This is a genomic window from Planococcus sp. CPCC 101016, from assembly GCF_007859295.1.
Lineage (GTDB): Bacteria > Bacillota > Bacilli > Bacillales_A > Planococcaceae > Planococcus.
Window position 1 is genome coordinate 123,472 of the sequence record NZ_VOHB01000002.1, and the last position, 13,223, is coordinate 136,694.

Consider the following 13,223-nt stretch of genomic DNA (forward strand, 5'->3'; position numbering starts at 1 on the left):
CCTAAGAATAAAAGAGGAATTCCAAAATCAGAATTCCTCTTCTTTGGTATTAAAGTTTAACATAATAAATCACTTTTATAGTTCGCATGAATAACTCTATACGTTGAACTCAAGAATCCTAGCTTAAAGCAGAGCCGCTGTTTTGCAGAATACTGGAAGTGAAAAAGATTCGTTCAACTTATCCGGAGAAAGTTCGATAACTTATCTTAGTCACTTGCCTAAGAAGTTTTCAATGAAGAATTCCAATTGGTATTCCAGTGTAATCGGGTCATTGAAGTAGAATTCTTTTGCGTTAGCTTCAAAGATTTGGCCATTTTTGGCTGCAGGTGTATTTTTGTACAGGTCAGTTTCCTGGAAAGAGTTATCTTGCGTGCTGTCTTTGCTGAAAATCACGTAGTCACCCATGTATTCAGGCAATACTTCCTGTGACAACATATAGTAACCGTCTGCTAAAGCCATTTCTTCCACTTTTGCGGGCATTTTTAATTTCATTTCCTGGTAAAGGATTTCGGTTCCGCGTCCCCAGTTGTCTCCGAATACATATATTTGCTTATCGAAGTTTTCAATAACGGAAACAGTCGTTTCCTCGCCAATTTTAGCACGGATGTCTTCACCGGCTTGCTGTGCACGATCCTGGAAATCAGTAATCCAAGCCTGTGCTTCTTTTTCTTTGTTCAGCACTTTGCCGATTGCCAGGTGCTGATCCAAGTAACTCAACTTGCCGTAAGTGAATGTAACTGTTGGTGCGATTTCGCTTAATTTGTCGATGTTGTTAAGAGTGGAGCCGCCAAGGATCAAGTCGGGCTCAAGTTCAATGATTTTTTCAAGGTCTGTGTCTGCTACTTCTTCCACATCTTTTAGCTCTTCTTCAAAGCGCGGATTGTTTTTTGACCATGAATCGACTCCTACTAGAGGAACGTCCAAGGATAATACGTCACCGGTATAAGAAGAAAGGACAATGACGCGTTGTGGATCTGCAGGAACTTCCACAGGACCGCTTTCAGATTCATATGTAATGGTTTCTGGGGCTTTATCGGTTTCTGCAGCGTCTGCTTCCTCGGAAGTTGAATCGGAATTGCAGGCACCCAGGATCAGCAGCAAAGCAAATAAAAATAAAGGCAAGAATAGTTTTTTCATGTCGGTCAGACTCCTTTGATTAGGTTATATGTAGTGCACATTGGTTTTTGTGTTCTCGGATCCAGCCCGATTTCCGCGTCAATTCGGAAAACCTCTTTTAAGACAGGCTGAGTAATGACTTCATGACAGGTGCCGGCTTTGACAATTTGGCCGTCTTTCATGGCGATGATATGGTCGGCAAATCGTGCTGCCTGATTCAGGTCGTGCAGCACCATGATAATGGTGCGTTCCTGTTCCTGGTTCAGTTGTTGCAGCAGTTCGAGGATTTCCAGCTGATGGGCCATGTCCAGATACGTGGTCGGTTCATCCAGAAAAATCATTTCGGTTTCTTGTGCCAATGCCATGGCAATCCAAACACGCTGGCGCTGGCCACCGGATAAAGCGTCAACCGGATGATATTTAAAGAACTGGGTGCCCGTCACGTCAAGGGCCCAATTGATGATTTCGTAATCTCTTTTCGACAAGCGTCCAAAACCTTTCTGGTATGGGAAGCGGCCGTAGGAAACCAGTTCACCGACCGTCAATCCTGCAGCGCTGTCAGGCGTTTGGGGCAGGATAGCCATTTTCTTAGCCAGTGACTTGGTGTTTTCCTGAGCAATATTGCTGCCATCCAACACCACTGATCCGGATTGATGCGAAATCACGCGAGTAATCGCTTTTAACAGCGTTGATTTGCCGCAGCCGTTAGAGCCGATGATGGTGGTGATTTTTTTATCGGGAATTTGAACGGTCAGATCTTTAACGATCAAACGGTCTCCGTAACCAATATTCAGCTCCTCGGTGAACAAACGCACCATTCCAAAAAACCTCCTTTTCTAAATAAATACTCTTTATCGTTGATAATGATTCTCATTTTCAGTACAATCAATACTATAAGACTAATTTGTGAGGTTGTCAATACAAATTATAGATGAGCGGGAGTGAAGATAGATGGGGGAAAATGAGCTTTTTGATGTAACGATTATAGGTGGGGGACCAGCAGGATTATATTCAGCTTTTTATAGTGGCTTACGGGAAATGAAAACAAAAATTATCGAATTCCAACCGCAATTGGGGGGCAAAATCCATGTCTATCCCGAAAAAATGATTTGGGACGTGGGAGGGCAGCCGCCAATCCAGGGAGCTAAGCTCATCGATCAATTGGTCGCGCAGGGTCTGACATTCCAACCGGAAGTTGTATTAAACGAAAAAGTGGAGTCCATAGCGAAAAACGAAGAAGGAATCTTTGAAATGACTGGTTCATCGGGTATAGTGCATTTATCAAAAACAGTCATAGTGGCAGTTGGGGGCGGCATCCTGAATCCTCAAAAACTGAAGATTGAAGGAGCAGAACGCTTTGAAGTGTCTAACCTGAATTACACCGTCAAGTCCCTGGAGCACTTTAAAGGCAAGACAGTTCTCATTTCAGGCGGCGGGAACTCGGCAATTGACTGGGCAAATGAACTGGAGCCGATTGCCAAGCAAGTGTATGTCACCTACCGCAAGCCCGAACTTGCTGGGCACGAAGCACAGGTAACGCAATTGATGAACGGTTCAGCGATTTGCTGCCTGCACACCAATATCACACGCCTGATCGCCTCGGATGATCGAGATGCCATCGAATTTGTCGAATTGACCCATCAGGAAACGACCGAAAAGCAAATATTGCCGATCGATGAAATGATCATCAACCACGGCTACGAACGCGACATCAGTTTACTTGGCAACAGTCCATTGAATATTGAAATTGCCGATGATTATTACATTGCCGGAACGCCGAGCAGTGAATCTTCAGTGGCTGGACTCTTTGCGGCAGGGGATATTCTTCAGCATCAAGGGAAACTGAATTTAATTGCAGGGACTTTCCAAGACGCGGCAAACGCCGTCAATAAAGCGAAGCATTACATTCAGCCGGATGCGAATAAAATCGCTATGGTGTCTTCTCATAATGAAGTATTCAAAAAGCGCAACAAGGAATTGGTCAAGCAATTGTTGGTGTAGAAAAGTGCTTTTTCGGATTGTTTGATACAGCCCAAACTGAGGTATAGGAGGCTGTTAAGAAAATTCGGAGGAGGAATCGGCTATGGAATTAAAAGATTACGGAGCAGAATCATTCGTAGTGAATATCGAAGAGGCAACCAAGCAAAATGAAACGTTCCGCACGGCATTATGGACAGGTAAAAACTTGCAGGTCACCGTGATGAGCATCGAAGTGGGTGACGACATCGGCCTGGAAGTCCATGAAGGCGATCAATTCTTACGGATCGAAGCTGGAAAAGGCTTTGTCCAAATGGGAGACAGTGAAGACAAGCTGACTTTTGAAGAAAATGCCGAAGACGATTATGCCATCATGATTCCAGCAGGAAAATGGCATAACGTCACCAACACCGGGGATAAGCCTTTAAAAATCTATTCGATCTATGCGCCGCCTGAACATCCACATGGCACGGTTCACCAGACGAAGGCGATTGCTGAAAAAGAGGAAGAATAAGAAAAAACGACCCGAAAGGTGAAGGGTCATTTGAAGTGGTGAAAACTCTATGAAATTGCAGAAGGAGACCTGATTCGCAGCTGAATAGGTCTCTTTTTTTATTTTTAGCTGGGTTAAACAATAGTGCTAGTTTTAAAATTTGAAGAACAATACTTGTGTGCTGCTATCAAACCGACAGCCTTGTTCTTCCGTCATTTTCATCGGTAATGTATTCAATGTTTTCAAATCCGCAATTGTGTGCGTGTGTATACAAAAGTTCAAGTTTCTCGCTATTTTTACAGTAAACAGTCGCATAATAGCAGTCCACTACTAACAAAACAAGTTCACACTCGCTTTTCACAAACTCTTCATAAGTATTGATTTCTGTTACTTTTCCTTTTGGATGTGCCTGCAAATCAGCAACTATAACATAATAAGGGTTGTTTTCCAGCAATTTTTTGAGTAGTTTACCTTCTATTAACTTTTCATCTTCAAGGAACAGGTTTTCACTCAATTCGTTATTTACTACCTTGTAAGACTCTCCGCTGCCGAGGCGCCAACTTAAGGCAGTCATATCAATTGGCTTAAGTATTTCGGCAAGAAAGAATCCATATTCATTTGGCAGTTCAAAAGAGATCCCTCTTTTCATAAAATCCCTCCGATATGCTTCAAGATTTTTTATTTATAAGCTAAAGCAGCAGCATCTGTCCGCTCTTTTTTGCCATGCAATAAATAGTACAGGAACGCAGTGGCAATAACCGCAAAGCCAAGAATACCGTACAGCGAACTATAGCCGATTATTGGAATGACAAAGCCGAGCAAGTAGGGACCAAAGCCAAGTCCTGCATCCATTGAGATGAAGAATGTTGAAGTGGCAAGTCCCATGCGGTGTGGCGGCGTTAACTTAACCGCTACAGCCTGTGCTGTCGACTGCATATTTCCGAAACCGAAACCAATCAATGCACCCGCAACAAGCAAGCCTGTACTGCTGCTCGAGATGCTCAATAGAAACAAACCGGCTGCAAAGACAGCAAAAGCCGGATACATGATAAAGTTAGCGCCTTTCAAGTCCATGAGCCGCCCGGTGAAGGGGCGCGAAACCATTATTGCCAAGGCGTAGACCAAGAAAAAATAGCTTGCAGCTTCGACTAAATTCTCTTCCATTGCATAGAAATTGATAAAGGACAAAACACTCGAATAGCAAAGAGCAATCGCCAAACAAACGAGTGCAATCGGAACCGCTTTTGGTTCGATGTAATCGGCAATTTTGAATCCTTTCTTTTCGTCAGTTCCAGGAGGAATGATAATCGGCGGTACATAAAGAAATAAAGAGACGATTAGGCTGACCACGCCAAGAGCCAGACATAAAGAGAAAATCATTTCGTAGCTGCTGTACTGGCTCATCATCAGACCGATGAATGGTCCGAATGCAGTTGCCAAAGTGGCACTGAGGCTGAAATAACCGATGCCTTCGCCTTTGCGTCTCATCGGAATGATTTGTGCAACGATTGTTCCGGCTGCCGTGCTGGCCATTCCCAATGTCATGCCGTGAAGAAAACGGTTGAGCAGCAGAAAGGGAAGCCCAAAATTCAAAAAATAGAAGAATGTAGTCAGTGTGAACAAAACGAGCCCAATGATCAAGGTCCGTTTCCGGCCGATTTTATCAATGGTTCGGCCAATGACCAGTCTGCCTGCTAAAGCACCGAGAATGAAAATCCCGGTAACCAGTCCGGCTTCGCTTGCGGAAGCCCCGTATTCTTCAACGGCATACACGGCAATGGTAACCATCAAGAGATAGAAAATTAGAATTAAAAAAAAGTTTACCAAGGCAGTGACGATAAAGTCTTTTGTCCATAAAGCGGGTTTTGAATTGTTCAAGAGTATGCTCCTTGCTGTTAAATGTAATCCATCGGACGGAGAAATAGAGAGGCATTAATGCGAAACTTTAATCAGTGGAACCAAATCTCCACTAATCATTAGTTGGTGTAATTGGACTTTTACGGTCAGTGGATCATCTTCTAGAGGGTCTTGCTGGCCGTTCGGGATAAAAGAAACAGACAGCCAAAATTAGGCTATCTGTCTGCAATCATCAGTTTGAAGTTTTCGCTTCAATAAGTGCGGCAATTTTGGTGATGACTAATTCACTGCCAAGCATAGGTGATTCTTTTTTTGGTTCATCGCTGTCTGCATTGGCTTCGGGGCGTTTATGGGCTTCTTTAAAGGTATCACTGGTTTTCCAAGCTTCAAAGTTCTCCAATTTCTCCCAATACATATTAACGTTCAACTCGTCGTATTCGGTTAAGTTCTGTGTAATCGTGACTTCGACTTTGACGAAACCTTCCATTTCCTGCAAAGCACCTGGACGTGCAAAGTTAGGGGCCATTTTTTCTGCGAAGCCCGGTTTCATTTTAATGCGGTTCGTTACGATATACATCAAAAATCTCTCCCTTTTCATTCGTATTTGATTGCTCACTGTAATCAACTTTATCACATTCTTTAAATTGATGTGGGTTCTGATGGTGCATTCATTATTATCTACACAACTGGTCTGGATTGACTTATAATTGTAAGAATATTGAAAGTGGGGTTAATTACATGAAACACCAAATAAAAAAACTCAGTTGGGTAGGGAGTCAGAATGCATATATTGATCAGCCCGATGTTTACCAACCTGCTGAAATGACCGTAACACTTGGCAGGTTCGGTGGGAATTCAGCTGCTGGGCAGTACAAAAATGAAGATGGCTGCCTCATTTGGACAGACGAGCTAGAGGATTGGGAGTTCGTAATGATTTTGGATGCGCATAATTCTACTCAAAGTGCCGAATTGGTCATCGGACAAGTAGAAAAATATGAAGCGGCAGTCACTTCGCTACTATCGGGTAATGTCAGTGTTGGAGTGTTTGATGAAATTGAAAAAAAGTTGCTGGAACTTTTTCAAAAAGACAGCTTTATGGAAGCATGCAGACAAGTGCAAGGTGAAACTGCCTGCCTGATTGCTATAAGAAAAGGCAAATACCTGTACTGGCTGTCTATTGGCGATTGCCTGTTGTACATCTTTCATCCGGAACTGGTCGCTTTTGGGCAATATCAAATCAATCAGCGGCAATTTTACGAATGGATTGGGCAAGTGAATACCTTCGAACAGGCAGTTCCGTGCTTCAGCAGCGGCGTTCGGGAGTTAAGGCAAGGGGAGAACCAGATTCTGCTGACAACAGATGGACTGGTGGAATGTCCGGGAGCAGTGTTTGCAGAGCCTCAGAGCATCTGGCAGCAATGCAAGGAAGCCACAGCTGCTGATGGAGTAGCTTCTTTACTCTCCGCCATCCAAAAAAACCACGTCCGCGACAGCACGACAGTGGTTTCATGGAAAATAAATAGGTCGGAAAGGGCAAGCTATGCCAGCAATCAGTAACTTTCGCTTCTTACTAAATGAGCCGTGCAATTATACAGTGGACAATCCCACTGGCTTTCAACATTTTTCAAAATTGTAATGGAGGTATTGTTTAAAGAGGTTTTTTGAAATTGTCCAGGCAATAGCTTTTTGAGCGTCAGACCAATTAAAGCGCCATGACTGACTAACAGAACGCGCTGGTCTTTGAAATTTTCCAGGACGTCTTCAATGCAGGCAAGTCCTCTTTGGGCTGCCTCGTCCAAATCTTCCATCGCCAAATCAAGTTCGCGCCAGTCCGCTCCCCATTTCGCAAGGCGTTCCTCTTCTGTAGTCCCTTCAATTTTGCCGCCGCTTCTTTCGCGGAGCCGTGTATCAAAATGGCTGACGGGCAAATGCAGCTTACTGCCAATAATTTCAGCTGTTTCTTTTGCGCGGGATAAATCACTGGAAATAATAAGATCCCATCCTTCTTCCGATACCAGCCGGTTCGCCAGCGACTCAGCCTGCAACCTGCCTGTTTCGTTCAAGGGGACATCTGAAGAGCCCTGGGCAATGCCTTGAATGTTCCAATCCGTTATGCCGTGACGTACAAAGCCGATTGTTGTCAATTGAGCCAACTCCTTTTACTTACTGATTAAAATGATAACTGAAATCCGAATTAGAAGAAAGGAAGGACAATCCATGATGTATTTACAAGAAATCTACCGCCAATTGCCCGAAATCGATACGGAACGTTTACTGCTTCGGAAGATAAAGATGAACGATGCCTCGGATCTTTTTGAGTATGCTTCGCAGCCAGCGGTTTGCACCTTTGTACCATGGCAAATGCATCAATCAATTGAGGATTCGAAAGCATTCTTGTCATTGATTTTAGATGGCTACGATCAGCAGTCTAAATTGACATGGGCCATTGAATTAAAGAACAGCAACAAAATGATCGGCACCATTGATTTCTTCAATTGGAGTCAAAAGCGCTATAAAGTGGAAATTGCCTATGTGCTGTCGCCTCAATACTGGGGGAAAGGTTTAATGGCTGAAGCAGCAAATGCCCTACTTTCTTTTGGTTTCAAAAACATGGAGCTGAATAAGGTAGAAGCGTCGATCATGCTGGAAAACCAACAATCCCAACGACTGGCAGAAAAACTGGGAATGGTGCGGGAAGGTGTGGCCAGACAGCACATGATCATGAAAGGCAGCTTCGTAGATATGGCCATGTATGCGGTGCTTAAGAGTGAATTTGAGCCTTACAATTAAATAGCTGCAGAAAAAAAGGCTGCCTAATCGGCAGCCTTTTAAATGGATTATGCAGTTATTCGCTTTTTTTCATTTTTATCAATTACTGTGCTGCCAACAAGGTCACCAGTTACATTCAGTGCTGTACAGCCCATCCCGACTAATGCATCGATGGCAGTCAACAAAGCGACAGCTTCCATCGGCAAGCCCAGCTGAACAAATACCGTAGCAATCATGACAATGCCTGCACCTGGAACGCCAGCAGTTCCAACCGATGCCAAAGTTCCGATCAGAACGACCATTAGCATTTCGGATAAGCTTAAAGGATCGCCCACCAGATTTGCCGCGAATACGGCGGAAACAGCAATGCGGATAGCAGCTCCGTCCATATTGATGGTCGCACCAAGCGGCAGGCTGAATCCGTACAGGCTTTTGGACAAGCCTAAGTTTTTAGCGGCATTCAAAGTCAGTGGCAACGTCCCTGAACTGCTTTGGGTGACAAAGGCAGTCAACATAGGTGTACGCGCCTGCTTGAAAAACTGTCCTGGTGTAACTTTGAATAACAGCAGTACCAAAGTGTAAAGCAGAATCTGTGCAAACAAGGCGATGTATAACACGAGTACCATTTCACCAAGAGACAGTAGCGTATTGAGTCCTTGGCTCCCGACAATCTCTGCCATAATGGCAAAAATACCGATCGGCACATATTGAAGTACAGCCTTCAGCACCAACATAGTCATTTCATTCAAGGCATTTACGGTTTTATACAGGTGCTCACCCAAGCTTGCGAATTCACTTGACTGGCGCATATAGGACAGCGCAATGCCAAAGGCGAAAGCGGTGAAAATGATGCCGAGCAAATTAAGCTCAGTAAAAGCCGTGAAAATATTGGATGGGACAATATTCAACAGCACACTGGTAATTCCAGGATTTTCAGGGACGTCGAAAGTTTCATTGCCCTGCAGCTGCATACCGGTGCCGGGTTGGAACAAACTCGCTATGGTCAAACCAACAACAATGGCAAATGCGGAACTGAGGGTATAGTAGATGAATACTTTCCCTCCCATGCGGCCGAGATCCCTAGTAGAGGATTGGTTGATTCCGACCATCATGGTAAATAAGATCAGGGGGATGATCAGAAAAGTCAGCAGATTCAGCAACAAATCGCCAAACGGAGCTAAAACAGCGGCCTGCTCCCCAAAAATCAGACCGACGGCGATGCCGAGAATAAGTGCAATGGTGATTTTGAAGATCAATGAAGCATTAAGATAATGTTTCCATAAGGATTTCATAGGAGGTCTCCTTTTTAGTAAAATTTTAATTCATATAAATTCTATCGGAATTAACTAGATTAACTTATAACATGTTAAGCCGTGCTGTCAAAATGTCTGCTTGTTCTAATCAAAACTAGTAAGGCATAAAATCCCACACGGTACAATGGCTAAAGGTGTGAGGTCAAAATGCTAAACAACAATAAAATAACCCGCGAAACAACATAGAAGCTGCTGTTTCACGGGTTATTCAAGTTGTTTCTTTAAATAAACTGAAAATGGCCTTTGCCGTTGGCTTTGACCTGATACATCGCTTTATCCGCTTTTTTCATTAGATCCATGGGAGTTGCAGCATCCAGTGGGAAAACGGCAATGCCGATGCTCGGCAGGCTGATAATTTCAGTACCACCGATTTGGTGAGGTTGTTTCAAGGAACCCAGAATTTTCTCGGCGGCCTGTTGGACTGCGTCCAAATCACCGGTGTCACGTATAAGCAATGTGAATTCATCACCGCCAAGCCTTGATGCGATGTCATTTTCACCGACGCAGTTTTTAAGCCTGCTGGCTACAGAAACCAGCAGTTCATCTCCGATGTCATGTCCTAAAGTGTCATTGATCTGTTTAAAATGATCCAGATCAATAAACATGACGGCGAACATTTCGTTTAGAACTTCGGCTTCGGCCACAGTTTTTTTCAACGACTCCCCGAAATATAATCGGTTGGCTAAACCGGTTAAAGGGTCATGATAGGCCAGAAATTGAATTTTCTCTTCATTCTTTTTGTTCTCTGTAATGTCTTTGCCGATTCCAAAGATGCCGACAATATTATTGCGCACCTTAATCGGAATATTGGTGATGCTCAAGTGGTGGAATTTGCCTAGGCGGCTGTGTATCGGCAATTCATAACTTTGGGGCTGGCCTTTTAATGAGCTGGTCAAAATTTCAGAAGCTCTTTGCTGCTTTTCTTTATCGATAAAAACAGTGCTCGAGAGACCAATCAATTCGTTTTTTTCGTAGCCGAAAAGAGCAACGGTGGCAGGATTGGCACTTTCAAAACGTCCTGTTACATCAAGAGAAAAGACAGCGTCGGGATGATAATCAAACAAGGATTTGTAGCGCTGTTCGCTGACATCCAGTTCTTCTGTTTTACAATGATATTGGCGAAGCAGTTGCTGATTTTCCGAAATGATTAAAATTTGCCTCAAGATGACAAGCAAAATTGAAATTCCAGAACCGATGGTGACGATATCGATGCCAGTAGACCTGGAACCCATGAAGACAAATAAAATCAGTACATTTACATAGGGAAGCGAGAGGCGGAAAGCGTCCAATTGTTGTGGAGCCGCTTGCTCGGTTGAAGAAGAGCTTGGTTGCTGAACGGTTTCTGTCCGCAGGAATCCAGCAAATCCAACAAACAGAATAGCCAATATAAACAAAGGATCAATTATACTTCCAGATTCATACTGATCGAGAGAAACCAAATACAGATAAGCAGAATCTGCGGTTATTTGGAAAAAGAGCCCAATCGATAAAAAGAATAAGTTCGTAGTAAAAGAGGATTTTTGTGTGCCAAGATAGATGCTGACAATTCCAAAAAGAAGAGCCAAGTCACCGATCGGATAGGCAAGAGAAACAAGTAAGGGATAGATGGAAAGGTCGCCTGCTTTAATGATCGGACTGATTAAAAAATGCCAGCTGAACGTTGAAGCCACGGTCATGACAATCAAAACATCGAAGAGGTATTTCGTGAATTGATATTTTCTCGTCTCTTTGATTAATTTATAAGAAAAGGCTGCCAAATAAAAAACAATTTGCAGCATGTAAAACAAGTCGGGAGGTCCTGGAAACGGAACTTCGACGCCCGCTATGTTTTCATATGCTATCCACAGAAATTCGGCAATAAAATAACTGAACGTCCCGATCGATAGAAGCAGCCAAAATACCTTTTCGTCTTTGCTGCTTTTTCTAAAAGCTCTAAACAGCCAGATGCAGGCGATGAAGCAGCCTAATGTCGAAAGGATATTGCCTCCCAAAGTTAAAAGTGATTCATGATCTTTCCAAGTGCTCACCCAAAAAAAGTAAAAGGAAGTATAAAACAAAATGAAGAAAATGCCTAAAAGCCCTTTGAATTGTGTAGTCATATGTCATTGCTCCCTGCTTCTTGAAAAATTGACATGAGTTAAGTTCCAGAACAGGAAGTTAACGGGACAGTTCAAGAATAAACGTCTATTATCATACTACTGTATATATGCAAGAAAGATAATATTATTTTGAATTTATTGAGAGAAATTTATAATTAATTAGAACTAATTTACATTTATAAGGGTATTAACATCAAAATTCGTGAGTCGATAAAAAAGAAGCCCTTTTTTTAATAAAGGACTTCTTATTGCAATTAAAAACTGAAATTATCAGGATCTGGACCGACTCTCCGATTTTCGTTGAGTGCTGAAATTCGTTCCATATCGTCATCTGTCAGTTCAAAGTCGAAAATCTGAGAGTTTTGGATAATTCGTACGTCCTTGCTGGATTTTGGAATAGTCACAACGTCATTTTGCAGATCCCAGCGAAGAATAACCTGGGCCACTGTTTTTTCAGTTTTAGAAGCAATTTCAACAAGCGTAGGATGATCCAATAATTTTCCTTGCATTAAAGGAGACCAGGCTTCCAGCTGAATATTATGATCCTTACAATAGTTTTGCAAGTCATTCTGTGTCAGGAGCGGATGGTATTCGACCTGATTGACCATCGGTGTAATTTCCGCGTCTTTCATCAACTCTTCCAATTGGTGAATATGAAAGTTGCTGACGCCGATTGCTTTGACGCGGTTTTCCTTATAGAGAGTTTCAAGAGCACGCCAGGCTTCTTTGTATTTTTCCTCAACCGGCCAGTGAATCAGGTAAAGATCCAAATAATCTAGACCGAGTTTCTTCAAGCTGGTTTCATAAGCGGCTATTGTCGACTCATAACCGAGATCTGAATTCCATACTTTGGAAGTAACGAAAATCTCTTCTCTAGAAATGCCAGCTTCCTTTATGCCTTCGCGGATTCCTTGGCCGACGCCTTCTTCGTTGCCATAGAGAGCGGCTGTGTCGATGCTGCGGTAGCCATGGGAAATCGCAGTTTTAACCGCGTCAATAACTTCTGCTCCTTCATTGATGTTAGATACGCCCAAACCAAACCAGGGCATTTCGACGCCATTGTGCAAAGTAGTGGTATCCTGCAATTTTTTCATTTTACTATCCCCCATTAATTTAGTTGGTAGTGTGTCCTGTAAGGTAAGAAATATTCCGTTACTGAATATTATTTTTTCCGGTCGCCTAGTAAAATTGCGGAAGCACGAATCTAGAAAGAGTGAGTCCTGGTGATTCAGCAACAAAATCATTCCGAAAAGCTGTGAGGGTGAGGTACAGCGTCTTCGTTTGGTACCTTAATTCCCAAAAGAGTCACCATCTGAACTGTCGTTCCCTCCATGTTCCTTGAGACGAAGAGATTCATGGCGATGTTGACCAATCCAGTGTTTGGAAGTAATGTTAGTCCCGATAGCCATGAATACCCTTTGGGTAAAAGCTGGAAACCTCCGAGCCCGAATCCTCTTAAAGCAAAATTCGCGAGGGTACGCGATCATCCTTTAGGAGGATTCGGTGTGCTAAAAAACCATTTACAGATAATCGAAAAAAATGCTAGGATATAAAAAACAAAATGCCTTGAAGAGAAGAGTAGATCCGTTCGTTCTTTCC

General features: G+C 43.1%; 12 protein-coding genes, 1 pseudogene and 1 other annotated feature (1 of these 14 running past the window's edge). Of the genes and pseudogenes, 4 read left to right on the forward strand and 9 right to left on the reverse strand.

Annotated features, from left to right (window positions below; all coding sequences use genetic code 11):
• Positions 1 to 210: 210 nt before the first annotated feature.
• Positions 211 to 1,137, reverse strand: a complete 927-nt coding sequence (locus tag FQV26_RS00585) for an iron-hydroxamate ABC transporter substrate-binding protein (protein ID WP_146555442.1) — start codon at positions 1,135 to 1,137, stop codon at positions 211 to 213.
• A gap of 5 nt (positions 1,138 to 1,142) precedes the next feature.
• Complete coding sequence (locus FQV26_RS00590; RefSeq protein WP_146555443.1) at positions 1,143 to 1,934, reverse strand: ABC transporter ATP-binding protein; 792 nt, start codon at positions 1,932 to 1,934, stop codon at positions 1,143 to 1,145.
• 133 nt (positions 1,935 to 2,067) lie between these two features.
• Between FQV26_RS00590 and FQV26_RS00595 the strand changes: the two genes are divergently transcribed.
• Positions 2,068 to 3,117 (forward strand): NAD(P)/FAD-dependent oxidoreductase, encoded by a 1,050-nt coding sequence (locus FQV26_RS00595; RefSeq protein ID WP_146555444.1) that lies wholly within the window; start codon positions 2,068 to 2,070, stop codon positions 3,115 to 3,117.
• 82 nt (positions 3,118 to 3,199) lie between these two features.
• A pseudogene (locus FQV26_RS00600) lies at positions 3,200 to 3,607 on the forward strand (cupin domain-containing protein); the annotation flags it as partial.
• 166 nt (positions 3,608 to 3,773) lie between these two features.
• On the opposite strand, the gene FQV26_RS00605 reads toward FQV26_RS00600, so the two are convergent.
• The 3 genes from FQV26_RS00605 to FQV26_RS00615 all read right to left on the reverse strand — a co-directional run bounded on the left by FQV26_RS00605 (position 3,774) and on the right by FQV26_RS00615 (position 6,020).
• Complete coding sequence (locus FQV26_RS00605; RefSeq protein WP_146555446.1) at positions 3,774 to 4,235, reverse strand: DUF2691 family protein; 462 nt, start codon at positions 4,233 to 4,235, stop codon at positions 3,774 to 3,776.
• A gap of 29 nt (positions 4,236 to 4,264) precedes the next feature.
• The gene (locus tag FQV26_RS00610; protein ID WP_146555447.1) at positions 4,265 to 5,464 is read right to left on the reverse strand and encodes an MFS transporter; all 1,200 of its coding nucleotides are present in this window, start codon (positions 5,462 to 5,464) and stop codon (positions 4,265 to 4,267) included.
• 211 nt (positions 5,465 to 5,675) lie between these two features.
• Positions 5,676 to 6,020 (reverse strand): heme oxygenase, encoded by a 345-nt coding sequence (locus FQV26_RS00615; RefSeq protein WP_146555448.1) that lies wholly within the window; start codon positions 6,018 to 6,020, stop codon positions 5,676 to 5,678.
• A gap of 161 nt (positions 6,021 to 6,181) precedes the next feature.
• Between FQV26_RS00615 and FQV26_RS00620 the strand changes: the two genes are divergently transcribed.
• Positions 6,182 to 7,000: a PP2C family serine/threonine-protein phosphatase gene (locus tag FQV26_RS00620; RefSeq protein WP_146555449.1), complete on the forward strand. Its 819-nt coding sequence runs from the start codon at positions 6,182 to 6,184 to the stop codon at positions 6,998 to 7,000.
• Here FQV26_RS00620 and FQV26_RS00625 read toward each other — a convergent pair.
• Complete coding sequence (locus tag FQV26_RS00625; RefSeq protein ID WP_146555450.1) at positions 6,994 to 7,587, reverse strand: histidine phosphatase family protein; 594 nt, start codon at positions 7,585 to 7,587, stop codon at positions 6,994 to 6,996. The genes FQV26_RS00620 and FQV26_RS00625 overlap by 7 nt on opposite strands.
• Before the next feature lie 73 nt (positions 7,588 to 7,660).
• On the opposite strand from FQV26_RS00625, the gene FQV26_RS00630 reads away from it, so the two are divergent.
• Positions 7,661 to 8,233: a GNAT family N-acetyltransferase gene (locus FQV26_RS00630; RefSeq protein WP_261384233.1), complete on the forward strand. Its 573-nt coding sequence runs from the start codon at positions 7,661 to 7,663 to the stop codon at positions 8,231 to 8,233.
• Between the two features lie 47 nt (positions 8,234 to 8,280).
• Here the strand turns inward: FQV26_RS00630 and FQV26_RS00635 are convergent, their stop codons facing one another.
• From FQV26_RS00635 to FQV26_RS00645, 3 genes are all read right to left on the reverse strand, one after another.
• A complete protein-coding gene (locus tag FQV26_RS00635; RefSeq protein WP_146555451.1) occupies positions 8,281 to 9,504 on the reverse strand; it encodes a dicarboxylate/amino acid:cation symporter in 1,224 nt (407 codons plus the stop codon).
• Positions 9,505 to 9,746: 242 nt separating this feature from the next.
• Entirely contained in the window at positions 9,747 to 11,624 is a 1,878-nt protein-coding gene (locus tag FQV26_RS00640; RefSeq protein WP_146555452.1) for a DUF4084 domain-containing protein, read from the reverse strand.
• A 254-nt stretch (positions 11,625 to 11,878) separates the two neighbouring features.
• Positions 11,879 to 12,718, reverse strand: a complete 840-nt coding sequence (locus tag FQV26_RS00645; RefSeq protein WP_146555453.1) for an aldo/keto reductase — start codon at positions 12,716 to 12,718, stop codon at positions 11,879 to 11,881.
• A 463-nt stretch (positions 12,719 to 13,181) separates the two neighbouring features.
• Positions 13,182 to 13,223 (forward strand) — a binding site (T-box leader) (it continues 212 nt past the right edge of the window).